This window comes from Streptomyces cacaoi (genome assembly GCF_006539165.1).
Taxonomy (GTDB): Bacteria; Actinomycetota; Actinomycetes; order Streptomycetales; family Streptomycetaceae; genus Streptomyces; species Streptomyces cacaoi.
In genome coordinates this window covers 1-24,584 of sequence record NZ_BJMM01000035.1, presented here as the reverse complement: position 1 = coordinate 24,584, position 24,584 = coordinate 1, and the positions used below count along the sequence as shown (strand labels likewise).

Here is a 24,584-nt window from a genome sequence, read left to right as displayed (position 1 = left end):
CAGGCCACCGCCCCACCCCTACACCCCCGACCAGGACATCCCGGACACCGCCCCCTTCCTCCCACCCCGACAGCGCCGCCCCCCCACCACTCCGCCCGCGCCTCCTGCGCCCCCGCCCGCACCTTGCACCTTCCGGCCCGCGGCGCCTCGATGCCCGATGGCGCTGCCCCCGCAAGCCGTTCAGCCGGACGGAACCTGCTCCACCCCTCTCGCACACACGCCTCACTGCTCCCCGCCGACGGCCTCCTGCCCCCGGCACCCACCCCGGCCGACCGCCCCTTCCGCCCCCGACTTCTGCTCCAACCGGTACACCCTCCACACTTCGCCTCGGACGACGTGCCCCACCTCGCCTACGAACCCGAAACCCTGTTCCCGCTCTGCCCCTGTGCCCCCGAGCAGGACCTGCCGGACGCCCACCGCCGCCCACACCCCACGGCCGGACCGAAACCTCGTCCCCGCCCTGCCGCCCCGATGGGTACACTGCTCAGACGCGCCCGCGCGCAGGCCGCCTTAGCTCAGCTGGTTAGAGCATCTGTCTTGTAAACAGAAGGTCGTCGGTTCGAATCCGACAGGCGGCTCCGCAGGTCAGAGTCCCCGTACCGGGATCGGTGCGGGGCCTCTTTGCCGTACAGCAGCGGAGTACAGCAACCGTGGTGATCGCTACGGACCGCTACGAGTCCTCGTCGGACTCCTCGGGGTCGTCCGGCGGGCTCTGGCCGAAGCCGCGGGAGAGGCGTTGCAGTGCTTCGCGGATCTCCTCGTCACTCGCCTCCGAGTACACGTCGGAGGTCATCGTGAACTTGGAGTGCCGCAAGATCCGCTGCGCCACCTGGGGGTGCCCCTTCATCGCGACGAGGAGGGAACCGGTGGTGTGCCGGGTGCTCCGGAGCGGGATCGCGCGGACGCCGGCCTGACGGATGCGGACGGCGAAGGCCCGGGTGAGATTGCCGGGCTCGATCGGTGTCCGTAGCGAGTGGTGAAGATGAGCCCATGCACGTCCTGCCAGAGCTCTTCGGCCGCTTCCCGGTCCTCTTGTTGCTGCTGGCGACGCTGCCGCAGCGCTGCGAGGCAGAGTTCCGGCAGGGGGGGGGAAGTCCTCCGGGCCCTCCGTCTTCGTCTCCCGGTGCAGGACCTCACGGCCCGCGCGCTGGAGCTGGTGATCGATGTACAGCTCTCCGGCGTCGAAGTCGATGGACTGCTGTGAGTGCCACCTCAACGAACTCTGCCTCGCGCTCTTCGACGCTTACAGCCCTCATGAGGTCTTGCGCTGGATCAATGTCAGCCTCACGGTGGTCGCGGCGTGTCTGGACGAAGAGCCTCACCGCATGGCCCGCACCTGGCTCGACCAGGGACCAGGCCTCCCGCACCTTGACCGAGGGCCGGCCCATCACTCTCACGCTCAACCAGCGCACGATGACCGTCACTTGGATGGCAAGGCCGGTCATCTACCTACTCCTGCATCCACACACGCCACCACCAGTCCACGGGCCGCGTGCCTAACAACTTTCTCTACGACTTCAAGGCGGCCCGCTGACGCGAGCCCGCGCCAGTGCCCCGTGGTCGCCGCCCACTTCTGTCTCCGCCACGCTCGCGCCGCCCCGGGCCGCTCAGCGCGCAACCCGACCCAGCGCCCCATCTCCCCGTCGCAGAAGTTCGAACCGCCCCGTCATACACGGCTTGCTCACCGACGCCGTCAACACGAGCAAGGCCAAGCACACGAGGCCGACAGGGCTCGTGCCGCGGCACCCGGTCTCGTCGCGGTCAGCTGTCCGGTCCCGCCATCCGCGAGTGGCCAGCCGAGGCTTCGCGGAGGCGTCTGCGGGGCAAAGACCAGGAGGCGTGTTGATGCCGGTGGGGGCTGGGGAACGCACGTTCAGGTGCTCAGGCGACTGTCTCGCCGTCGTGGCTGACTTTCCTTGCTGTCGGCAAGGGCTGTCTTGGAATCGCGAAGCCCTCGGCCGGTGTGGGAAAGTGAGGAAGAAGAGCAGTCACCGCTAAACGAGTGACTATTCTCTTCTCTCGCGACGATACAACTCAGCCCGGTCGCTTCGCTGGCCTATGCGCCGCGCGAATGGTTTCTGCGTCTTCTTTCCGCAGGGGTTTCACGGCTATCCTCAGCAGCCAGCATTACACCATTCCCCTGCTCTACTCTTTCGTCCACAATATCTCTCAGTGTTTCAATGTCGACACCGACGCTTCCAACAAAACCATCCTGGACAAGTTGAATGAACTGAGTGTTGGTCAGATAGCGTTCAACCTGTTGATAGCCGAGAAGCCGGCCCCTTCCGGAAGTGGCAGTCGCGGGGTCTTGGAGAAGTAGACGCACATAAGGAACAGGCAAGATCATCCCCGATGTGGGGGCGCCATCGCCCGCGAAGTCATCTTCTGCCCAATGGGCCAGCTTTATAAAGCAATGATCACTCGACAGTCGCCAATCGCGTGCAGCTTCCGGGGTCAGGCTTATCCCTGAAACAACATCAAGACGATCCAGCTGACTATGAAGTCGATCATTTGGGCCAACGTAAAGAGGATTTTTTCGTGGCCCCAGCTTTTTGTACTGAACAAGTGTGAAACTGTGCGTACCGTGGTGGTAGTAGATCAAGTCAGTACCTAGTCTCCCCTCTACCCGCGTGGCGTTCACATTAGCTACTTCAAGCCTGCGCCTACCATCCGTAAACACTTGGATGTCGCACCTTCTCTGCGGGCGGTCTCCTGCCATCCAGTCTCCGAAAAAGCGCGTATCATGTTCCATCAGTGAAGCTTCTGTAGGGTCGCGCATGAGGCCAGCCAGGTATGGATCATGGCGATCACGGGGCCTACGCCATACGCCAGCCAGGGCGGTTGGAAACTGTCCGATGCGTAGGATTGTTCGCATAGCATCTCGCTCTTCACGCCATGCTTGATCCTCGGGAGCGTCACTATCCAATGTGTCCGCATCGACGGCGACTTCCAGGAATTGAAGAAGTTCCTGCAATTCCGGACGCAGGTAATTTAGGGCTCCGATTGCTGCATTTTTGAGATCTACGCCGAGTTGATGAACCCCGGGATATTCAGTAACGGCTGCCTCTAGGTGATCGCCTTCGTGCCTGCGAAGTACTGCTGACATATCAGCGAGTGTTACGGGGCGGGTCACCGGGCGGACGAGTTTGATGTGTGCGCGGTAATCTAGAGAGGTTGATTTTTGGTGAAGTGGAGTCAAGGTCGCGCCAATCCAGCGAAGGGAAACCTTCTCTCTGTATTTTCCATCCTTCGAGGATGGTTTCCACCCTTCGTCGGCCACGAAGATAAATGCCAAGTTTGGGTCAGAGTTTTCGAAAGTGCGACGAGTTCTCCCTGGAATATTCCATGTGAATGCCTGTGGACCAGTTAGCTTTCCGCGGAGCTCTTCCTGGTCGGCATCAGTCAGGGTGATCACGTACACCATCAACGCTCCCACGGTGATTGGTCGTCAGAGTCCAACTCCTCCTGCTCAGTACAGAGTAGGTGTCCCCCTTCCGCACCATGGCCGGTACTGGCTGCCTCTCGGGGCACAGGGTGTGCCTGCTACCTGTCGAAGACCCTCTGAGGGGCGATCACGATCAGGCCTCCGGGGTCCGTGTATCACTGCGTGATGACTCCCACGCGCAGCAGCAGAGGATCACTCACGCGACAGGCCATCGGTGAGGTGCCCTGTAGGACACGGGCAGCACAGCCAGGACACAGGGCCAGCAGACGGCACGGCCCGGGTTGGTATACAGCAACGAAGTACAGCAACCCCAGCAACCGGCGCCGCCTGACGCTGACTGCCTCACACTCCCTGGCGGCCGGTATGACCGTCACCGCCCCACCCCTCCACAGCTTGTAAACAAAAGGTCATCGGTTCGAATCCAACAGGCAGCCCAGGGGTTTCCGCAGGTGAGTGGCCCCGTCCCGGGTGTGGGACGGGGCCTTTTCGTGCTGTGTGGCGGCGGAGCCGCAACCGGGGGATCGCTACGGGTGGCTACGGCTCTTCACGTGTGGCAGTTGTTTGTGCAAGCGAGGAGTGGTTGAGGTGTCACCTTCGCGGGCGTCCACGTTCGATGGTGTGCAGCGCAGCGTGGAGGGCTTGCCGGGCTCGGGTGTGGCGGGTGGGGTTGTTGGGCCAGGGGTAGGTGAGGGCCGGCGGGGTGGTCAGGGGGAGGAGGGCGTAGGGGGTCATGTGGGGCTCCTGGGGTCGGGTGGTGGTTGGTTCCTCCAGTCTCGGGCGTCGTTCTGCGGGGTGTACGGGGCTGGACGCGCACTACCGGACTCGTACGCCGGCCGCCATGATGTGACGCTTCCGGCCGCAGGCTGACGGGAGTTGACGGGGCAGGGGCTCGGGATCCGGGGTTGGCGGGGCGGCTTCGTGGCGTGTGGAGGGGAGTGGGGGTGCCGGGAGCGGAGGAGAGTGCGGCGGGGGCGGTGCTGGGGCGGCTCAGGTACCGGGTTCAGCTGCTGCACCGGCAGGCGGGCGAGCCGAGTTTCCGGGTCGTCGCCCAGCGCACCGGGAAGGCGATCAGCCATACGACGGTGGGGAGCGTGCTGCGCTGCGAGAAGCCGCCCGGCTGGGGGCCGCTGGAGTTGGTCGTGGAGGCTCTGGGCGGTCAGCTGGACGAGTTCCGTCAGCTGTGGGTCGCCGTCCGCGACGAGGCGTCGCCGTTGGAGCTGCCCACTCCCGGTGCCGGGGAGGACGAGGGGGAGGAGGCGCCGTCGTCGGCAGCGGAGTTGACCCTGCCGGATCTCGACGCCGCTGAGGAGGATCTGAACGGTTGGGCCGCCGAGCGCAGTCGTCGCGAGGGGGAGACGCGTAAGGAATTGTTGCTCGCGCTGGAGGTGCGGGCCGATCTCGCCGACCGGCTTGCCGAGCTGCTCGAACAGCTGGGGCGGGAGCGGGGCCGTAACGAGGAACTACAGCGGCGGCTGGCCGCTTTGGAGGCCGAGCGGCAGGAACACAGCCGGCGTATCGAGCGGCTTCAGGACGAGTTGCGGGCGGTTCGGGAGGAGCGGTTCTCGCTGTTGGAGAGGCTGAACGGGCTCCACACCCGTCGAGTGGAGCTGTATTTCGCCTGGGCGCGTGAGGAGGAGAGCCGGCGTCGCGAGGCGGAAAGCGGTCGGCGGGAAAGCGACGTGGTGGTCTCGGAGCTGCGTGCACGCCTGGGTGCTGCCGAGGATTTGCTGAGGTCGGTGCTCACGCCGGGGCAGGAGCGTGCCGGTGATGAGGAGAGCTGACGGTTCCGGCGCCTTCGATGTGTGTGTCGGAATTCCTGGAGCCCGAGCACCGCCCTTTTGCCGGCCCCTCAGCTCCTCTTCTTCTGTTCCTTGTTGAATTCCTCGACCCACTTCTCGTGCTGCGCGTAGTCGTGGGTGAAGCGCGTATCGCCCGGTTTGACGGTGACGAAGTAGAGCCAGTCGCCGTCGGCGGGGTTCTTGGTGGCGTGGAGGGCGTCGGGGCCGGGGCTGTTGATGGGGGTCGGGGGCAGGCCCTTGTGGCGGTAGGTGTTGTAGGGGGATTCGATGCGGGTGTCGGCGTAGGTGGTGTTGAGGGTGGAGCGGTCGAGGGCGTAGTTGAGGGTGGAGTCCATTTGGAGCGGCATGTCCTTGGCCATGCGGTTCTTTATGACGCGGGCGACCTTGGCCATGTTCTCCGGGGTGTCCGCCTCGGCCTGGACGATGCTGGCGATGGTGAGCGTCGGGTAGTCGTCGCCGCCGGTGCGGGGGAGGCGTTTGTGGGCGGTGCGGGTCATGGTGGCGACGAGCTGGGCCGGGGTGGTGTCGTTGTCGAGGGGATAGGTGCCCGGGTAGAAGAACCCTTCCGGGTTGCCGTGGGCGGCGTCCGGGAGCTTCAGGCGGCCCTTGCGCCCGGCTTTTTCGGCGGCCTTCCGGGTGGTGCCCCGCGGGACGGAGAGCGCGTCGTCGACCGCGGCGTAGACCTGGCCGGCGCGCCAGCCCTCGTGGATGGTCAGGGGCGCGGGCCTGCTTTCCTGCCGGCTCAGCACGATGAGCACGGCGGCTGCCGCCACCGCGAGCACGCAGCCCAGGGCTGTGCCGATCAGTCCTCGCGTCCGCTTCGTGGTCATACGAGAACGCTAGAGCCTCTGGGTGGCCTCGTGGGCGGGTGGGAGCCACATCACGGGACGGGGCGATATTTCCGGCGGTGCGTCGGAGCGCATGCGCGCGAGGCGTCGCGGGTGGGGCGTCAACCGTGCGGTTCGGGTGGGCGGGGGCGTCGTTGCGGACGGGCACCATGGGGGGATGGTGAAGCGAGACACGGTGCGTGAGGCGCAGTTGCCGAGGGTGACCTTGCCGGAGCTGCGGCCGTACGACGGGCAGGGGCTGGAGCCCGACGGGGACTACGACGGGCTGTTGATCGAGGACGCGGATCTGGCCGGTACGCAGGCGAGCGGGGCGACGTTCATGGACTGCGGCATCCGGCGCTGCACGCTGGACGAGGCGTCGCTGGGCAGCGCCCGGTTGTTCGACTCGGTGCTGGAGGGGGTGCGGGGTGTCGGTGTGCGGCTCGCCGGGGCGCAGCTGCGCGATGTGGAGCTGCGGGACGCGCGGCTGGGCGGTACGCAGCTGCACGGGGCGCGGCTCAACCGGGTGCTGGTGCGCGGCGGGAAGTTCGATTACCTGAACCTGCGTCAGGCGCGGCTGGCGGACGTGGTGTTCGAGGGGTGTGTGCTGGTGGAGCCGGATCTCTCGGGGGCGGCGCTGGAGCGGGTGGCCTTCCGGGACTGTGCGCTGCGCCGTGCGGAGCTGAACCAGGTGCGGATGAAGGAGGTGGATCTGCGGGGCGCCACGGAGTTGGACATCGTCACGGGTGTGGAGCATCTGTCGGGCGCCGTCATCAGTACGGGTCAACTCATGGATCTGGCACCGGCGTTCGCGGCGCATCTGGGGGTGCGGGTGGAGTTCTGAGGCGTGGGGCGGTGAGTGCGCGGGCGTCGGCCGGTGTGCGGCAGGGGTGTACAGAAGCCGCACGGAAATCAACATTTGTCAGCGGTCTTCCAACATGCCCGAACAGGACTCTACGGTGGGCGAGTTGAGTCGTCGGCGCGTGCCCGGGCGGTGCCCGTGGGCGCGGCGGCGAGCGACGGCGAACGGTGTGCGACGAACGTGCGAGAAGCGTGCGAGGGCGTGCGCGCTGCTGTGTGTCGGCCCGCGCCGAAGCGGGCCGGTGCGGGTCGGCGCGGCCGGTCTTCCCTGGCACGTGACGCACGTGTGAGGACACGCGATGACGTGCGAGGAGGACCGCCGCATGACCCCCACCGTGCCAGGCCGTACCACCCGCAAGCCGCACCGGTCCCGGAGAACCGTGCCGGCCGGAACCGTCACCGCCGTACTGCTGTGCGGCGGTGCCCTGATGTCCCCGGCGGGCGCGGCCCCGGCGAGTGCCGGTTCCGCGAGCACCGGCGCGACGGCCGCACCGGCGGCCGCCACCCCCGCGGCCCCGGACGACGGGCTCGCGCTGACCCCGCCCATGGGCTTCAACAACTGGAACGCCACGCACTGCGGGGCCGATTTCAACGAGGAGATGGTCAAGGAGACGGCCGATCTCTTCGTGGAGAAGGGGCTCAGGGACGCGGGCTACGAGTACATCAACCTGGACGACTGCTGGGCCGAGCCGGAGCGTTCCGCCGACGGCAAGCTCGTCCCGCACAAGGAGCGGTTCCCGGACGGGATCAAGGCCGTCGCCGACTATGTGCACGCCAAGGGGCTGAAGCTCGGCATCTACACCAGCGCCGGCACCCACACCTGCAACGACAGTCCGGGCATGCCGGGCGCGCTCGGCCACGAGAAGAGCGACGCACAGCAGTTCGCCGACTGGGGCGTCGACTACCTCAAGTACGACAACTGCAACAACCAGGGCGTGCCCGCGCAGGAGCGCTACACCACGATGCGGGAGGCGCTGGACGCGACCGGCCGCGACATCGTCTACAGCATCTGCGAGTGGGGCGAGAACGAGCCGTGGACCTGGGCCGGTGAGCTGGGGCAGCTGTGGCGTACCACCGGGGACATCGCGGACAACTGGGACAGCATGCTCGGCATCGCGAAGAAGAACCTCGCACTGGCCGCGTACGCGGGCCCGGGCGGGTGGAACGACCCGGACATGCTGGAGGTCGGCAACGGCGGGATGACCGACACCGAGTACCGCACCCACTTCTCCCTGTGGGCGGTGATGGCCGCGCCCCTGCTCATCGGCACGGATCTGCGGACGGCGGACGACGCGACGATGGAGATCCTCGGCAACGAGGAGGTCATCGCCGTCGACCAGGATCCGCTGGGCAGGCAGGGCGAGGTCGTCTCCCGGCAGGACGGGCGCTGGGTCGTCAGCAAGGAGATGTCCGACGGCAGCCGGACCGTCGCGCTCTTCAACGAGACGGGGCAGGAGCAGGAGATCACCACGGACGCGGCCGAGGTGGGCCTGCCGGAGGCGGACTCCTACGCCGTCCGGGATCTGTGGAGCCACGAGGACGGGACGTCCGAGGGCGAGCTGTCGGCGACCGTCCCCGCCCACGGGACGGTGCTGCTGCGGGTGGCGGCCGCCGGCTGAGCGGGCCGGGCGCGGGTCAGACGCGGGGGTAGCGGGCGCCGAGGGTCCACAGGGCCGGATTGGCGTCCAGGCCCTCGTGCAGTTCGGTGAGGTCCGCGAGCAGGTCGTGCAGGAAGTCCCGGGCCTCGCGGCGGAGTTCGGTGTGCGAGAACGTCAGCGGTTCCTCGCCGTCCGGGGTCCAGTCGGCGGTGATCTCGACCCAGCCGAAGCGACGGGTGAACCGGAGCGCGTCCGTCGACTCGGTGAAGTCCAGTTCGGCGCGCTGGGGGCCGGGAGACCTGTTGCCGAGGGGGTCGCGGTCGAGCCGTTCGGTGATGTCGCACAGTGCCCAGGCGAAGTCCAGGACGGGCACCCATCCCCAGGCTGTGGACAGTTCGCGGTCGGCGGCGGTGTCGGCGAGGTGGACGTCACCGCAGAACAGATCGTGCCGCAGCGCGTGGATGTCCGCCGTCGCGTAGTCCGTCTGCGGCGGGTCGGGGAAGCGGTGGGAGAGGGAGTAGCCGATGTCGAGCACGGGGCGATCGTCCCACGGGGCGTGCCCGGTGCTTTCGGGGCGGGCGGCGGCAGGCGTGCCCGGGCGCGAGGGCGCGCGGGGGCAGGCGTGCGCAGGGGGCGGGGCGGGCGCCCCGCCCCCTGCCGGCGGTACGGCGCGGCAGCGCCGCGGTGCCGGAACTCAGACGTTGACGCCGAAGTCCTGGGCGATACCGACCAGGCCGGAGGCGTAACCCTGGCCCACGGCGCGGAACTTCCACTCGGCGCCGTTGCGGTACAGCTCGCCGAAGACCATGGCCGTCTCGGTGGCGGCGTCCTCGCTCAGGTCGTAGCGGGCGATCTCGCTGCTGTCGGCCTGGTTGACGATGCGGATGAACGCGTTCCGGACCTGGCCGAAGTTCTGGCTGCGGCTCTCCGCGTCGTAGATGGAGACCGGGAAGACGATCTTGTCGATGTCGGCCGGGAGCGCGGCCAGGTTGACGTTGATCTGCTCGTCGTCGCCCTCGCCCTCGCCGGTGACGTTGTCGCCGGTGTGGACGATGGACTGGTCCGGGGTGGCCTTGTTGTTGAAGAAGATGAAGTGCTGGTCCGAGTAGACCTTGCCCTCCTGGTTGACCGCGATGGCGCTGGCGTCCAGGTCGAAGTCGGTGCCGGTCGTGGTACGGACGTCCCAGCCGAGGCCGACCGTGACGGCGCTCAGGCCCGGTGCCTCCTTGGTCAGCGAAACATTGCCGCCCTTGGACAGGCTTACAGCCATTGGGGATGCCCTTCTGTTCGTGAACTGCGCTGGCAGGAGGTCTCCGGGAGACCGGCGCGAGGTCGGGACCTCACAATCACCACAACGCAGCCGGGGGACGGGCGGGTTCCAGGTTCTTTGCTTTCTTTACCTACGCCGGGGTTCCGGCGCCGATTCCGAGCCCCGCCTCGGAGGCCGCCGGGTGCCGTCGGTCGCCGCTCCGGGCCCGGTTCCCGGCCCCGTCTCCGGCGCTGCCCGGCCCCGTCCCCGGTGCCGCCCCGCGCCGCCGCGGTGCCCCGGAGTGCCGAATCCGGATGACGCCGGCGCGTTCACGACGGACCATGGAACGTATGTCCGGTCCCTATGTCATCCGCGGCTCGGTCTCCCTGCCGGAGTCCGAGCTGACCTGGCGTTTCTCGCGGTCCTCGGGGCCCGGCGGGCAGCATGTGAACACCAGCGACAGCCAGGCCGAGCTGCGCTTCGACCTGGCGCGCACGGAGGCGCTGCCCGAGGTGTGGAAGCAGCGCGCGCTGGAACGGCTGGCGGGGCGGCTGGTGGACGGCGGCGTCCTGGTCGTCCGGGCCGCCGAGCACCGCTCGCAGTGGCGCAACCGGGAGACGGCGCTGGTGCGCATGGCCTCGCTGCTGGCGGAGGCGACGGCTCCGCCGCCCCCGCAGCGCCGCCGCAAGAAGGTGCCGCGCGGGGTCAACGAGCGGCGGCTGCGGCAGAAGAAGCAGCGCAGCGAGATCAAGAAGGGGCGCTCGGGGCGCGGTTGGCAGTGAGCGGCGCCGCAGGCCGCGCGGGATCGTCCGGGGTGCGCCCCGACGGGAGCCGGAACGCCGGGTCCGGTGACGGCTCGACGTGCCCGACAGGCGTCGGCGGCACCGGGGTTCAGCCGAGGGACCGGTAGCGCCCGCTGTGGTAGAGCAGGGGACCGCCCTCGGACGCGCCGAGCCGGGTGGCGAGCACCCGGCCGACGAGGAGGGTGTGGTCCCCCGCGGCGATCCGCTGCTCGGTGCGGCACTCGACGGCGGCGAGCGCGCCGTCGACCAGGGGGGCTCCCGTCGATGTGCCGTGCGTGTGCGGGAGTTCCTGGAAGAGGAGCCGGTCGCTGAGCCGCCCCTTCATGGCGAAACGACCGGCGGTCTGGCGTTGTCCCTCGGTCAGGACGGAGACGGCCCACAGCTCCTGGCGTTCGAGGAGTTCGTCCATGCGGGATCCGTCGCGCAGGCTGATGAGCACGAGCGGCGGGTCGAGGGAGACGGACATGAACGCGGTGGCCGTCATGCCGACGTCCTCGCCGCGTGCGCCCTCCTCGGGGTCGTGCGCGGTGACGAGCACGACTCCGGCCGCCAGCCGCGCCATGGCCGCGCGGAACTCTTCCTCGCTCACCCCTTCAGGATGGGGTACCGGCGTGGTGGCGTGGGTCATCTGCTGCTGCGCTGCGTGGGACACGTGTATACGCTAACGATCGGCCGGAGGGGCCGCATCGGCCTCCGGGACCAGGCGGGGACTAGGACCCGAGGGCCCCGTCCCAGTGTCACAGCCGTCCGGCCGGGCCGGAAGAGGCACAGGTCACAGCCGGTCCGCCGGTCCGCGCCGAGGGGTGCGGGAAGTCGCGCGGCGGACGGGGCGGGGAGGCCCGCGGGAGCCGGTGGGGGAGGGGCGGAGGCTTTCCGGCGGGCGCGGGAAGGTGTGTGTTCCGTGCGGCCCGCGAGGTGGGTGGGGCGTACGCGGCGGAGTCAACTCGTCGCACACTGTTGTGACTTGAGTCACAGAGGGCAGGAATTGTTGACCCTGTGTACCGGGTGAACAGCTCGCTGTGATTCAGTGGCCGGAGGCAGTTGGATCGCGAAGTCAGCGAGACCGGTGGAGTCCCGAGAACACCTTGGAGTTGACGTAAAAGGCTCAGGGGGAGGGCTATGGAAACCGAGTCGGAGCCGTATGTCCGCCTCGCCAGTCTGCGCCAGTTGCACCATGTCGTCGCCGGGCTCAACACGGCCCGCAGTCTCGCCGACACTCTCCAGACCGTGGCCGACGGCGTCGTCGAGGGGCTCGGCTTCGAGATAGCCGCCGTCAACCTGGTGCGCGCCGACGGTGACCTCGTCGTCGCCGCCCTCGCGGGATCCCCGGCCGCCGAGGCCATGATGGCGGGCCGCGTCGGCTCCCGCGCCTCCTGGGAGCGTCGGCTGACCATGGGCGAGCAGTGGGGATCGCTCCGCTTCATCCCGTACACCGAGGGCTGGGTGCTCGACGAGGACGACGTTCCGCAGTGGCACACCCCGTCGGTGATCGCCGACCGGCCGGACGCCTGGCACCCGATGGACCGGCTCTTCGCGCCCCTGCACGCCTCCGACGGCGAACTGCTCGGCGTGCTCTCTGTGGACAAGCCCCGCAACGGGCGGCGGCCGGGCGCCTGGGGCTGCGAGGCCCTCCAGATGTACGCGTCACAGGCCGCGATCGCGATCAGCAACGCACGGCTGCGCTCGAACATGCAGCGGGCCCTGGTGCGGCTGGAGCGCGAACAGCAGGCGCTGCGCGCGAGCGAGGAGAGCTTCCGGCAGGCGTTCGAGTACGCGCCCAGCGGGATGGCCGTCGCCGAGATGGGCGGTGACCAGCACGGACGGCTGCTGCGCAGCAACGACGCGCTGTGCCGCCTGCTGGGCAGACCGGCCGCCGCGATGCGCCGCTACTCCTTCTCCGACCTGGTGCACCCCGACGACATCGGGACCCTGCTGCGCACCTCGGCGGCGGGCGGCCGGGCCGAGCTGCGGCTCGCGCGGCGGGACGGCAGCTATGTGTGGGTCTCGCTGCGCAACTCGGTCGTGGCCGACGCGGCCGACGGCCCGCGCTATCTGCTCACGCACGTCGAGGACATCGAGGAGCGCAAGCGGCACGAGCTCCAGCTCGCCCACCGCGCCAGCCACGACTCGCTGACGGGCCTGCCGAACGCCGCCGAGCTGCGGACCCGGCTCGGGGCCCGGCTGTGCGATCTGGGGCGCGCGGGCGCGGGTGTGCCCGGTGGTGCCGTCGGTGCCGAAGGGGCCTTCGACGAGGGCGCCGAGCGGTTCGGTGACGGATTCGGCTTCGGTGCCGAACCCGGCGCGGGCGCCGCGGAGTTCGGGGACTTCGACGCGAGGGGCATACCCGGTGGCCCCGGTACCGAGGCCGTCGAGCCGTACCCCGAGCCGTTCACAGAGCCGTTCACCGAGTCGTTCTCCGGGCTGTCCGCCGTGGCGCCCGACGGCCGGCAGGCCGCTCCGCCGGGCAACGGTCTGCCCGGCTTCCCCGCCGTTCCGGTACCCGGCGGGCACGGGGCCGGCCAGGGCGGCGCTCACCACGTCCACACGTTCCCACCCGAGGGCGACGGGCCCGGCGAGAAGGGGCTCGCCGTCCTCTTCTGCGACTTGGACGGGTTCAAGTCCATCAACGACCACTACGGGCACAACGCGGGCGACGCCGTCCTCGTCGAGGTCGCCCGGCGGCTCTCGGCCGGGGTGCGGGACGACGACACCGTCGCCCGGCTCGGCGGGGACGAGTTCGTCGTCCTCGCCGACGGGCTCGGCCGCTCCGAGGCGGAGGACCTCGCGGTGCGGCTGCGCAACGCGATCATCCCGCCGATCGCCATCGAGGGCGCCCGGTCGGTGCAGGTGGGGGCCAGCTTCGGCATCGGCTGGGCGGCCTGCGGCCTGACGGCCGAGGAGATCCTGCAATCCGCCGACCAGCGCATGTACGTCGAGAAGCGCTCCCGCGCGAAGGGCCACCGCAGGGCCGGCTGAGCCCCGCGGTCAGGTGCGGGGCCGCTGCCGGGAACCGGATACGGGTCTTCAGGGGTCACAGCTTCAGGAAGTGTGACGTGTGGGGCAGTACGAGGACGTGTCACCCGGAGCGACCCGAAGCGACCCGCTGTCTCGGGCGCGGACCGGTGCGGCCGGACCCGACGGTCACGGGCCGGACGGCCACGGACCCGACGGCCACCGACCCGACGGCTACGGATCGGACGAGCACGGGCTGTGCGGGCCGGTGCCGCCGGGGCCGGGCCGGTGCCGAGCCGGCGCCTGAGCGGCACCGGGCGGCCCGCTGGGCAGCGCTGGGCAGCAGTGAGCAGTGCTGAGCAGCAGTGGGCAGCAGTGGGCAGCAGTGGGCAGTGCCGGAGGGTGCCGAGCGGCGCTGGGCGGTGTGTACCGGTGTGAGCCGGTCCATTCCGTGGCCGGTACATGGGCCGGACGGTCCCGGGTACGCGAGGCCGCCGGGACCGGGCTCCGCCGGGTGCCGGCGAAGGCGCGGTACCCCGGGGTTGTGCAGGGCTGGTACCGGGGTTGTGCAGGGCTGGTACGGGCTCGCTGCCCCAGGTGAACGGAGCCTCGGAGGGCGCGGAATGATCGCTCCGCGACCGAAGACTGCCGTTCGCCCGGGAGAGGTAGGCTCGCCCGGATACCTGACGCAGTAGGGAGTGAAGGGGATGACCGCCGAGAACAACGGCGCGGGCAACGTGCCCGGGGATGCCTCCCGGTCGCAGGCCCAGGAGGGCGAGGACGACCCGTTCGCCTATCTCTACCGGCAGGAGGGTGGCGCGCAGTCCTCCGCCGCCGGTGCGGCGCCCCAGCAGCCCGGCGTCCCCCGTCGCTCGTACAACCAGGTGCGGGCGGTCGGCGAGCGGCAGTACGGCTACGGCTACCCGCAGCAGCAGCAACAGCAGCAGCCGGCGCCGCCGGCCGGGCAGCCGAGCCCGCACTACGCCGCGCCGGAGACGATGCCGGGCGGGCGCGCCGCGGCCCGCCGTCAGCAGGCCGGCGGACCGGCGGGCGGCGGCCGGGGCGGACGCAACCGCACCGGACTGCTGGTGGGTGCCATAGCCGTGGTCGCCGCCGTGGTGGCCGGGATCGGTGCGGCGATCGTCTTCAACAAGGACGACAGCAAGAGCACGCCGCAGGCGGGCAGTTCCGAGGACGCCGGGAAGCCGCAGGAGAACGACACGGACGACCGGCCGGCCGGGGACGAGAAGGACGACAAGAAGGACAAGCCGGCGCAGATGCCCAAGGAGGACGCCGCCAGCCTCACTCTCGCGGGTGGCGCGGCGCCGGCGAAGGACGTGCCCAACGCCCAGTCCCGTGGCGGTACTTATGTGGCGGGCTTCAACAAGCCGGGCGCCTCGGCGACCTGGGAGCTGAAGGACGTCCCGCCGGGCCAGTACAGCCTGTATCTGCGCTACGGGGTGCCCGGCAAGGACGCGGACGCCACGCTGACGGTGAACGGCGAGAAGCAGAACCGGCCGCTGCGGATGAAGAACTGGTCCGGGGCCAAGGAGGGCGACTGGGCCAAGGGCTGGTCGAAGACCTGGGCCAACGTCACCCTCAAGAAGGGCCGGAACGCCATCAAGATCTCCTGCGAGGACGGCAACTCGTGCGAGGCCAACCTCGATCAGGTCTGGCTGAAAAAGGGCTGGGGCGGCTGACGCCTCCCGGGCGGCCCGCCGCGCGCAGGCCGCCCACCGGAACGCTCGGCGGCACCCGGCCCCGTCGGCCTTGTCGGCCCTGCCGGTTCTGCCGGTCCTGTCGGTTCTGTCAGCCCGTACCGGTCTGTTCGACGGGGACGGACGGCAGGAGGCGCGCGTAGGCGGCGGCGTCGAACTCGCCCGCCGCGGGCGCCAGGACGGTGGCCGCCGAGAGGGCGACGGCGCGGGCGAGCCGGTCCGGCCAGGGCAGCCCCTCGACGAGGCCGGAGAGCAGCCCGGCGACGGCCGAGTCACCGGCGCCCGTGGGATTTCCCGCCAGCCGCTGCGGTACCGCCGCGCGCCAGGCGCCGTCCGCCGTGACCAGCAGCATGCCGTCGGAGCCGAGCGAGGCGACGACCGCGCGTGCGCCCCGGCGCCGGGCCGCGCGGGCGGCGCGCAGCGGCTCGGTGGTGCCGGTCACCCCGGCCAGTTCCTCGGCGTTGGGCTTGACCAGGTCCGGACGGGCCGCGAGCCCGCGGCGCAGCGGCTCGCCGCTGGTGTCCAGCAGCACCGGGACCCCGGCCGTGCGGGCCTCCTTGACGAGGGTCGCGTACGCGCCCACCGGCAGCCCGGGCGGCAGGCTGCCGCACAGCGCGACGGCCTCGGTACCTTGCCGCAGCAGCCCGGTGTAGGTGCGCAGAAAGGCCTGCCACTCCTCCGGGGCGATGTGCGGTCCTGGCTCGTTCAGCTGTGTCGTGTCGCCGGTGTGCTCGTCGACGACGCCGACGGTGCGGCGGGTGGCCCCCGCCGTCGTCACCAGCGCGTCCGTCACCCGGCCCGGCTCCGGCTCCGTCGTCCCCTCCGCGTCCCCCGCCGGGGCGGCGGCCCCGGCGAGGAGTGCGCGCAGCTGCCGGCCGGTGTCGCCGCCGGCGAAGCCCGTGACGGTGGTGCGGTGGCCGAGCGCCGCCAGCACACGTGCGACGTTCAGCCCCTTGCCGCCGGGCCGTTCGCTCACGTCCCGCACGCGGTGCGACGCGTGCGGGGTGAGCCGGGGGACGCGGTAGGTCAGGTCGAGGGCGGCATTGAGCGTGACGGTCAGAATCATCGACTCACCCCTCACCGGACTTCGCCACCATGGCCAACTCCCGTTTTCCTTGCGGACGACGCGGAGCGATCATGCCATTCGACGGCGCACCGGGCGACCCCCGTATCAGGACAGGACCTCCAGGTCAGGCCGCCGCCGTGGGCGGTACCACCCAGGAGCCGTGCCGCATGACGCCGGCGAGGCCGAACTCCTCGTCCAGGACGACCAGATCGGCGTCCTTGCCCGGCTCCAGCGAACCCGTCCGCTCGTCGACGCCCAGCAGCCGGGCCGGGGTGGTGGACAGCGCACGGACGGCGTCGGGCACCGCGATGCCGTCGACCGTGACCGCGCGGCGGAACGCCTTGTCCAGGGTGAGCGTCGAACCGGCGATGGAGCCGTTCTCCACCAGCCGGGCCACGCCGTCGCGCACCTCGACCTCCATCGGGCCGAGCGGGTAGCGGCCGTCGCTCATGCCGGCCGCGCCCATGGCGTCGGTGATGAACGCGACCCGCTCCGGTCCGGCGCTGCGGTAGGCGAGTTGGAGGGCCGCCGGGTGCAGATGGGTGCCGTCGTTGATGAGTTCGACGGTGACCCGCTCGTCCTCCAGGAGCGCGACGACCGGCCCCGGCTCGCGGTGGCCGAGCGGCGGCATGGCGTTGAACAGGTGGGTGGCGACGGTGGCCCCGGCCTCGACGGCCTCACGGGTGCCCGCGTAGTCGGTGTCGGTGTGCCCGACGGCGGCGATGACGCCGTTGTCGGCGAGCAGCCGTACCGACTCCAGCCCGCCGGGGCGCTCGGGCGCGAGCGTCACCATCCGGGCCTGGCCGCGTGCCGCGTCCAGCAGCTTGCGGACATCGGCCGGGTCGGGGTCGCGCAGCAGCGACTCGTCGTGCGCGCCGCGCCGTTGGCAGGAGATGAACGGGCCCTCGAAGTGGACGCCCGCCAGCTCGCCCTGCTCGCTCAGTTCGCCCAGGACCGCGGCCTGCCGGGCCAGGTCGTCCAGATCGCCGGTGACGGTGGAGGCGACCATCGTGGTGGTGCCGTGCCGCCGGTGGGTCTCGGCGGCGGTGAGCGCCTCCTCGGCGGTCCCGGCGGAGAACGAGGCACCGCCGCCGCCGTGCACGTGCATGTCGACGAAGCCGGGGACGATCCAGTGGCCCGTCAGATCGAGGGTGCCCGGCTCCTCGCGGGCGTCCTGCACGATCCTGCGGTCCTCGATCGTCAGCCGGCCGCCCTCGTGCACCCCGTCGGGCCGCACCACCCGGGCACCGGTCAGCACCGTTCGTTTGCTCATCGGCTCGCAACCTCCGCGGAGAGAAGATCCCAGGCGAGAAGACCCGCGCCCAGGCAGCCTGCGGCATCCCCGAGAGCCGCAGGAACGATTGTCGGGAGTGGCTGGAAAGTGACCTTTTCGCGTACCGCCTCCCGGAGCGGAACGAAGAGGGTGTCGCCCGCCTCGGCGAGACCGCCGCCGATGATCAGTGTGCGGGGGTCGAGCAGCGTGAGCCCGGTGACCAGGCCGGTGGCGAGCGCGTCGACGGCGTCCAGCCAGACGGCGCGCGCCCGCGGGTCGCCGGACTCCACGGCCTTGGCCGCGTCGGCCGCCGTCGCCTGCGGGTCGCCGCAGGCCGCGGCCCAGGCGGCGCCGACGGCGGACGCCGAGGCCAGCCGCTCCAGACAGCCGCGCTGACCGCAGCCGCACGGGGGCCCGTCCGGCCGGACGACGATGTGGCCGATCTCCCCGGCGCTGCCGTGCGCGCCCGGTTCGACGGCGGAGCCGATGCCGATCGCGCCCGCGATACCGGTGCCCAATGGGACGAACAGATAGCGGTCGACGCCCTCGCCCGCGCCGATGCGGCCCTCGGCCAGTCCGCCGGTGCGCACGTCGTGCCCGAGGGCGACCGGCAGCGGCGGCGCGCCCTGAGGCCGTCCGCGGCCGAGGCGTTCGCGCAGCAGCGCCCGCAGCGGCAGGTCGCGCCAGCCGAGGTTGGCGGAGAAGACGGCGATGCCGTGTGCGTCGTCGATGACGCCGGGCACGGCGACGCCGGCGGCCGAGGGCTCTCTCCCGTAGCGGCTCAGGCCGAGGGCGCGCAGATCGTCGGCGAAGCCGAGGATGTTCTCCACGACGGCGTCGGTGCCCTGTTCGCGCCCGGTCGGGCGCCGGGTCTCGTGCAGCAGTTCGTTGCCGGGGCCGATGAGTGCGGCCTTCATGCCGGTGCCCCCGACGTCGAGGGCGATGACGTAGCGGGTCCCGGCCGGGCTGTCCGCGTCGTCGGCCGGGGCGGACCCGGCGAGGGGGGTGCCGGCGCTGTCGGGCCGGGGGGCCGTGGGCTCGTCAGGGTTGTTCACCGGGCCAGTCTCCCGCGAGAGGCCAGAATAGGTCTAGTCCACTTCAAGGATCGTCGGAGACCGGGGCGGGGATGTCTACGCGCGGAGAGCGGTTTTGTCCGGGCCCGGCCCGCTTTGTGTACCGGAAGAGGACTGGCCGGTTCCGGGTCTTCCGGACGTCTGGTGTAGACCTTGGAGAACGCCAGGAGGAGACTCCCGCCCGGAAAGGGAGGGGCGGGGCCTCGGGCGGGGGGCCGCGCGGTGGTCCGCATCAGTTCTGAGGGGTACGAAAAATGATGGAACGACGGCGCTTTCTGGGCATGGCCGCCTCCGGGATGGCGGGAGCGGCAGGGATGTCGGCGCTGTCCGGATGCGGCAGCGGCTCGGGTGGGGACGTGACGCTGAAGATGGTCGCCGCCGACTACGGGGACCCCGGCGGCGACAACAGCTCCCAGAAGTTCTGGGACGAACTGGCCCGGGAGTTCACCAGGAAGAACCCGGGAATCTCCGTCGACGTCTCCGTGTACAGCTGGAACACGGTCGACAAGAAGGTCGCCGACATGGTGAAGGCCGGCAACGAGCCGGACATCGCCCAGATCGGCGCCTATGCCGACTACGCGGCCTCCGGGAAGCTCTACAAGGTCAACGAACTGCTCACGATCCCCGTGCAGGCCGACTTCCTGCCCGGCCTGGCCGAGGCCGGCGAGGTGCAGCGCGTGCAATACGGGCTGCCGTTCGTCTCCAGTACCCGGCTGCTCTTCTACAACAAGGACCTCTTCGAGAAGGCCGAGCTGGACCCGGACTCCCCGCCGCGCAGCTGGAAGGAGGTCGCCTCCGCCGCCCGCGCCCTGAAGAAGGCCGGGGTGCGGATGCCGTTCGGCCTGCCGCTGGGCCCCGAGGAGGCCCCCGCCGAGACCATGATGTGGATGTTGGAGGGCGGCGGGAACTACGTCGACACCGTCGGCAACTACATCATCGACTCCGACGAGAACGTCGAGACCTTCACCTGGATCCGCGACCACCTCGTCAAGCCCGGCCTCACCGGCACCGACCCCCGGAACACCGACAGGCAGCAGGCGTTCGACGCCTTCAGCAAGGGTGAGTGCGGCATGCTGCACGGCCACCCCACGCTGATGCAGCAGGCACGGCGCGGCCGGATCCGCTACGGCACCGGCGAACTCCCCGGCCGCGACGGCGTCTCCGACGCCAACCTGGGCGTGGCCGACTGGATGATGGCCTTCCGCGCGGGCGGCCACCGCAAGGAGGCCGGGAAGTTCCTCGACTTCGTCTACCGCGAGAACAACCACTACGCCTTCGCCGCGCGCTACGACCTCATGCCGGTGACCAGCTCCGCGACCAAGCGCATGCGCAAGGACGAGAAGCACCGGCAGCTGTGGCCGTTCCTCGACCAGCTCGACAGCGCCCAGTTCTACCCCGCGGGCAAGGTCTCCTGGGCCGGCACCAGCGCCGAGATCAAGCGCACCATCGGCCGCGCCGTCACCCGCAACGGCAACCCCGCCACCGTCCTCGGCACCATCCAGCGCAAGGCCGAGACCGAGGAGAAGTCCACCCCCGCGGCAGGCTGACGCGACCACGGCCGCCGACGGGCGGGGACGCGCCCGTCGGCGGCCGTGGGTAGCGTGGAGGCATGAGCGGCGAGCACGAGGACACCGGCGAGGCGCGGGAGGCGGCCCCCACCGGGCTGAGCGAGACGGACCGCGCCGTCCTCGCCTTCGCCGCGCGCGGCTGGCCCTCGGCCGGCGCGAAGGAGCGCGCGATAAGGGAACGTCTCGGCATGTCCCCCGTCCGCTACTACCAGCTCCTCAACGCCCTCCTGGACGACCCGCGCGCCGCCCGCACCGACCCGGTCACGGTCAACCGCCTGCGCCGCGCCCGTGAGGAGCGGCGGGAGCGGACGCGGTAGTAAGCACATTGAGCGTCGGTCATCGGCCGACCGGCCGAAAACGGCACGACGTGCGAGCGAAGCTGCCAACATGCTGCTATGGCGGTTGAAGTGGGGCTCAAGGCATTACGTGCCAGCCGGGACAGGCTGCAGGAGGCCGCGCGCCGGGAAGAGACCAGAGGACACCGTAGCGTGTCATGCCTACTGTTGTTCTACGCAGTGGAGTGTGCGCTCAAGGAATGTGCGCTCAGGCGACGCGGCAAGCGAGACACTGGGCAACTTGACCGCACGCACGACCTGAGGTCTCTGGCCAAGGAGCTCATGGTGCCGGGGCATTTGAGCGTTCGGCTCAGGAACCTTGGAAGCTGTCGCCTACGGCACGGATCCGGGACGGTGGGTATCGCGCAGCTGCACGAGGCATGGCGGTATGGCGCCACACTTCGGGAAGAGGACGAAAAGGAGGCGCACGCTGCTCTGTGTGCCTTGATGACGTGGTGCGAACAGGACTTCTGAGGAGCGCAGAATGGCAATCGAAGGGACTCTGGGCCGGGAACTCGCGCCTCCAGAGCATTTGTTCACATGGGTCGATGTGGATGAGCACTTGGCCGATCTGGCGGCTTCCGATGCCTGGCCAGCCTGGCTTCTTGCTGCTGATGGGTGGTGGGATGGACTCCAATTGACCGTGGCTAAGAACACCTCCTGGCAGCATGTACGGTCATGGCTTGATGAAGTGTTTGGCCCCGGGTCGGTGGAGGCGCGGGAAGGGCTGCTGGAACTTGCTTTGGATTCCCCGAGGGATAAGGGGTTCACTGGGCTGCCTGTTTCCCTGGATTACATGGAAGGTCGGCCGCAGTACCCCACTCGCCTTCCTAGGCTTCGCGAAAAACAGATCACTGCTGCGCTGAGCGACCCACTTCCTCGGCCGGAACAATCCAGTTATCCTGCGGATGTGCAAATGCTTGCCTTTCACTCTTTCAAGGGAGGAGTGGGGCGGACGGTGCACGCTGTTGCTATGGCTGATGCCGCGGCCAGAAGGGGTGATCAGGTACTCCTGATCGATGCCGATCTGGAAGCGCCTGGTATCAGTTGGATGCATCAGGCGCAGGGCGGGCAGTTCGACTTCTCGTATGAGGATTTTTTGGCACTCCTGCAAGGAGCGGACGAAGGGGACTGGTCGTCCGCGGTCGAAGTCGCCGCCGCTTATTTGCCCAACCAGCAGGCTGGACATTACCCGGATGGTGGATCAATTACAATTGTCCCAGCCAGTCGGCGTCGTTCCCTGAGCCCGCCACGCATTGAACCTGCGGACCTGCTGTCGTCTGTGCGCTCACCTTACTTTCTCACCGAAGCTATTGCAGCGCTCGCATCGCGAGTGGGCGCCGGCACTGTGGTAATTGACCTCCGGGCCGGAGCGACGGAGCTTGCAGCGCCCGTACTTCTGGATCCGCGAGTTCAGCGGATTTTTGTCACCACACTGAGTCATCAGTCTGTCGCAGGTACCGAAAAAATGATGCGCCAATTGGGGCACCGGGCTCCGACGCTCCAGTCGATCGACCCGGCCAGCTCCGTCATCATTACGCAGTATCGGGAGGAGGTCCACGAGTCTCAAATTGCCCGTGCGGAAAGTGATTTGAGTGCAGCACTAATGGCGATGCTGGCCGCCGACAATGAAAGTCATTCGGATTCCGAAGAGGAGGCGGGAGAGAGCGGTACGTACGGAGTCGATACCGGCCTGCTTGCGCAGCCAGTGTATAGTAAATTCCGTGAGGATCTCCTGGCGCTACCGTCCGCGTGGGATTCCGTTCTCCGGGTCTTGACGAAATGTGACGTGGCGGAAGTCCTGGACCCGATCATGCCGCCTACAATCGCTTCTGTAGAGGTTCCCGATGTAGCAGAGCCTACAGCGGTTTCTTACACTGAGTTGCGAGAGCGCCTCGCAGAGGTCGCCAAAGGCCTCATCTACGCCGAGCGCCAAGGGCTGTCGTCCGCCAGCGGCTTCCTGGTTACAGATCCGCTTCGACGCCTACTCAGTGACCACCGAACCGAACCTCCCCTGTCTTTGGTCGTGGGAGCCAAGGGCGCTGGAAAGACTTTCCTCTATGCCAAGGCATGTGCGGCGCGTACTTGGGACAGGTTCGCGGAGCAGTCTCAGGTGTCGGGTGTTATGGGGAATGTTCCCATTGTGCCTGTGCTTGAGTCCGGAAACCTAGAATACGCCGACCTTACGACGCAGGATTTGCGGGATGATTTTGCGGGGGAGTATGGCAACGGGCGTGAAGCTGCGGCGTCTGCCCAGGAGTTGAGGGGCAAGCTGCAGGTCGCCCTTTCTCGGGTCGCCGGAACGGACGAGATCTCCTGGCGGAACCTTTGGCTGGAATGTCTGGCGGAGGCGGCTGGCTTGAGGATCTCGGCAGAAGGCGGCAATGCAGAAGAGGTGCTTGCCGAACTCGGCAGGCGCGCTCGCGCTGTCTTTGTGATCGATGGCCTGGAAGACTTGCTGCAGACGCTTGACAGCGAAGTCAAAAGAACCGCTCTCCGTGTGCTCCTGACCGACGTGCTCGGTTGGTTGCGTTCACTACGGGGGCGGCCTTTGGGGCTCGTCATCTTTGTGCGGCAAGATTTGGTGAAACGAGCTGTTCAGCAGAACAGCGGGCAATTGTTGCACCGCTACGACCCGTACGCGCTTCGGTGGAACAAGGATGAAGCTCTGCGGCTGGCGCTCTGGGTTGCAGCACGCGCGGAGGCTCTGCCCACGTCACCTCCTGCCAGGGAGATTACAGAACTCAATCCGGAGCAATTGGTTGACTGGCTCAAAATTCTTTGGGGATGGAAGATGGGGACGGAAAAGTCCAAGGAGGCTCGGTGCCATTTGTGGGTACCTGCCGCTTTGGGGGACTTCCGAGATCAAGTGCAGGCGCGCGACGTTGTAGTTTTCCTTTCCGAGGCGGCTTCCCTCTCTGTGCCTCAGACAAGTTGGGATGATCGGGTTCTCGTGCCGAGTGCGATGAGGAAAGCCCTGAAGGAGTGCAGTAGGAATAAGATCGACGCAATCCAGGATGAAAATCAGGAAGTCGGTGATCTTCTCGAAAAATTGCAGCAGGTGCGACACCCGGTCACTGTTCCGTTTGAGCTCGAAGAGGTAGGGCTCACCGTGGAGAACGCGGATTTTCTGGTCGAGTCGGGCGTTTTTGCTCGCGGGAAGGACGGGCGCTACTGGGTGGCTGAGATTTACCGTCACGGTCTTGGGTATGGAAGTGAGCGGCGGGCAAAGGTGCTTTGGCGGCGCTGACGATTCGCCCCCTTGTGCTGGGAGGGGGAGGGCGTCACAACAACACTCCTGAGTACCTTCACAGCAGCCCGGAGGCGGTGTGCCGGGTGCGCCAGCCCGGGGAGCCGACGCCGGACATGAGCATCATGACGACCGACTCCGCGAGCCCCGGCGTGATCGGCCGGTGCCCGAACAGCACGCGGTAGTACGTCGTCGAGGCCAGCATGTCGAGCAGCAGATCGACATCGGTGTCCGGCCGGATGTCGCCCCGCTCGATGCCCCGGCGCAGCGCCTCGGCCGTGCTGGCGCGGCGCGGCCGGAAGAAGCTCTCCTGGAACTCCCGCTCCAGCTCGGGGTCCTGGGCGAGATCGGCGACGAGCGCGGGCAGCGCACGGCGGCCGACAGTCGTGGTGAACGCCTCGCTGAGGGTCTCGATCCCGCGGATCAGATCGCAGTGGGTGCAGCCGGTGTCGGGCGTCGGCGCCGTCCCGACCGTCCGCGCCAGGGCGTCGACGACGAGATGACGACGCGAGGGCCACCGCCGCCGCAGCGCGGGCTTGCTGGTGCCGGCCCGCCCGGCGACGCCCTCCATCGTGAGCCCGCCGTAGCCGCACTCGTCGAGAACCTCCAGCGCGGCCCGCCGCACGGCCTCATCGATCCGCGGATCCCGCGGCCGCCCCACCCCACCCGAAGACATGGCGGCACCCTATTCCGTTCCACTCCGAAACGGAACACAAGTACAAGAGGCACGACAAGCGCACCCGGGCACCAGGGAGCGGGGGTCTCCT

At 69.0% G+C, this 24,584-nt stretch carries 17 protein-coding genes, 1 tRNA gene and 2 pseudogenes; 10 read left to right on the top strand and 10 right to left on the bottom strand.

What is annotated here, in order from left to right:
* Nucleotides 1–504 precede the first annotated feature (504 nt).
* Nucleotides 505–578: transfer RNA gene (locus tag SCA03_RS25825), tRNA-Thr, on the top strand.
* Between the two features lie 92 nt (nt 579–670).
* On the opposite strand, the pseudogene SCA03_RS25820 reads toward SCA03_RS25825, so the two are convergent.
* A pseudogene (locus SCA03_RS25820) lies at nt 671–1,198 on the bottom strand (site-specific integrase); the annotation flags it as partial.
* Nucleotides 1,199–2,056: 858 nt separating this feature from the next.
* Entirely contained in the window at nt 2,057–3,424 is a 1,368-nt protein-coding gene (locus tag SCA03_RS25810; RefSeq protein ID WP_141275688.1) for a hypothetical protein, read from the bottom strand.
* Nucleotides 3,425–4,386: 962 nt separating this feature from the next.
* On the opposite strand from SCA03_RS25810, the gene SCA03_RS25805 reads away from it, so the two are divergent.
* Nucleotides 4,387–5,226, top strand: a complete 840-nt coding sequence (locus tag SCA03_RS25805; protein WP_141275687.1) for a hypothetical protein — start codon at nt 4,387–4,389, stop codon at nt 5,224–5,226.
* 68 nt (nt 5,227–5,294) lie between these two features.
* Here the strand turns inward: SCA03_RS25805 and mltG are convergent, their stop codons facing one another.
* Nucleotides 5,295–6,074 carry an endolytic transglycosylase MltG gene (mltG, locus tag SCA03_RS25800; protein WP_030886736.1) on the bottom strand — a complete coding sequence of 260 codons (780 nt, stop codon included), beginning with the start codon at nt 6,072–6,074 and terminating at the stop codon, nt 5,295–5,297.
* Nucleotides 6,075–6,249: 175 nt separating this feature from the next.
* Between mltG and SCA03_RS25795 the strand changes: the two genes are divergently transcribed.
* Together SCA03_RS25795 and SCA03_RS25790 are read left to right on the top strand one after the other, a co-directional pair.
* A complete protein-coding gene (locus SCA03_RS25795) occupies nt 6,250–6,915 on the top strand; it encodes a pentapeptide repeat-containing protein (protein ID WP_086817967.1) in 666 nt (221 codons plus the stop codon).
* Between the two features lie 340 nt (nt 6,916–7,255).
* Nucleotides 7,256–8,542, top strand: a pseudogene (locus SCA03_RS25790) (glycoside hydrolase family 27 protein); the annotation flags it as partial.
* A gap of 25 nt (nt 8,543–8,567) precedes the next feature.
* On the opposite strand, the gene SCA03_RS25785 reads toward SCA03_RS25790, so the two are convergent.
* Together SCA03_RS25785 and SCA03_RS25780 are read right to left on the bottom strand one after the other, a co-directional pair.
* A complete protein-coding gene (locus SCA03_RS25785; RefSeq protein WP_086817968.1) occupies nt 8,568–9,065 on the bottom strand; it encodes a hypothetical protein in 498 nt (165 codons plus the stop codon).
* Nucleotides 9,066–9,224: 159 nt separating this feature from the next.
* Nucleotides 9,225–9,800, bottom strand: coding sequence for a TerD family protein (locus SCA03_RS25780; RefSeq protein WP_030886747.1), 576 nt, complete (start codon nt 9,798–9,800; stop codon nt 9,225–9,227).
* Nucleotides 9,801–10,120: 320 nt separating this feature from the next.
* Here SCA03_RS25780 and arfB point away from each other — a divergent pair, with 320 nt between their 5' ends.
* Nucleotides 10,121–10,561: an alternative ribosome rescue aminoacyl-tRNA hydrolase ArfB gene (gene arfB, locus SCA03_RS25775; protein ID WP_078874024.1), complete on the top strand. Its 441-nt coding sequence runs from the start codon at nt 10,121–10,123 to the stop codon at nt 10,559–10,561.
* A gap of 109 nt (nt 10,562–10,670) precedes the next feature.
* Here the strand turns inward: arfB and SCA03_RS25770 are convergent, their stop codons facing one another.
* The gene (locus SCA03_RS25770) at nt 10,671–11,210 is read right to left on the bottom strand and encodes a flavin reductase family protein (RefSeq protein WP_051846035.1); all 540 of its coding nucleotides are present in this window, start codon (nt 11,208–11,210) and stop codon (nt 10,671–10,673) included.
* Between the two features lie 491 nt (nt 11,211–11,701).
* Between SCA03_RS25770 and SCA03_RS25765 the strand changes: the two genes are divergently transcribed.
* Together SCA03_RS25765 and SCA03_RS25755 are read left to right on the top strand one after the other, a co-directional pair.
* On the top strand, nt 11,702–13,558 hold the full coding sequence (locus SCA03_RS25765) for a sensor domain-containing diguanylate cyclase (protein ID WP_030886759.1): 1,857 nt from the start codon (nt 11,702–11,704) through the stop codon (nt 13,556–13,558).
* A gap of 683 nt (nt 13,559–14,241) precedes the next feature.
* Nucleotides 14,242–15,234 carry a carbohydrate-binding protein gene (locus SCA03_RS25755; RefSeq protein ID WP_086817798.1) on the top strand — a complete coding sequence of 331 codons (993 nt, stop codon included), beginning with the start codon at nt 14,242–14,244 and terminating at the stop codon, nt 15,232–15,234.
* 109 nt (nt 15,235–15,343) lie between these two features.
* Here the strand turns inward: SCA03_RS25755 and SCA03_RS25750 are convergent, their stop codons facing one another.
* The 3 genes from SCA03_RS25750 to SCA03_RS25740 form a co-directional block, all read right to left on the bottom strand.
* A complete protein-coding gene (locus SCA03_RS25750) occupies nt 15,344–16,318 on the bottom strand; it encodes a 1-phosphofructokinase family hexose kinase (protein ID WP_086817797.1) in 975 nt (324 codons plus the stop codon).
* Between the two features lie 124 nt (nt 16,319–16,442).
* Complete coding sequence (gene nagA / locus SCA03_RS25745; RefSeq protein WP_030886767.1) at nt 16,443–17,591, bottom strand: N-acetylglucosamine-6-phosphate deacetylase; 1,149 nt, start codon at nt 17,589–17,591, stop codon at nt 16,443–16,445.
* The gene (locus SCA03_RS25740; RefSeq protein WP_030890491.1) at nt 17,588–18,535 is read right to left on the bottom strand and encodes an ROK family protein; all 948 of its coding nucleotides are present in this window, start codon (nt 18,533–18,535) and stop codon (nt 17,588–17,590) included. Before SCA03_RS25740 ends, nagA begins: the two co-directional genes overlap by 4 nt.
* A 386-nt stretch (nt 18,536–18,921) precedes the next feature.
* Between SCA03_RS25740 and SCA03_RS25735 the strand changes: the two genes are divergently transcribed.
* From SCA03_RS25735 to SCA03_RS25725, 3 genes are all read left to right on the top strand, one after another.
* A complete protein-coding gene (locus tag SCA03_RS25735) occupies nt 18,922–20,211 on the top strand; it encodes an extracellular solute-binding protein (protein WP_030886771.1) in 1,290 nt (429 codons plus the stop codon).
* 62 nt (nt 20,212–20,273) lie between these two features.
* On the top strand, nt 20,274–20,549 hold the full coding sequence (locus tag SCA03_RS25730; RefSeq protein ID WP_030886772.1) for a DUF3263 domain-containing protein: 276 nt from the start codon (nt 20,274–20,276) through the stop codon (nt 20,547–20,549).
* Between the two features lie 502 nt (nt 20,550–21,051).
* Nucleotides 21,052–23,817, top strand: coding sequence for a KGGVGR-motif variant AAA ATPase (locus SCA03_RS25725; RefSeq protein WP_086817796.1), 2,766 nt, complete (start codon nt 21,052–21,054; stop codon nt 23,815–23,817).
* A 58-nt stretch (nt 23,818–23,875) separates the two neighbouring features.
* Here the strand turns inward: SCA03_RS25725 and SCA03_RS25720 are convergent, their stop codons facing one another.
* Complete coding sequence (locus tag SCA03_RS25720) at nt 23,876–24,493, bottom strand: TetR/AcrR family transcriptional regulator (protein WP_086817795.1); 618 nt, start codon at nt 24,491–24,493, stop codon at nt 23,876–23,878.
* Nucleotides 24,494–24,584 lie beyond the last annotated feature (91 nt).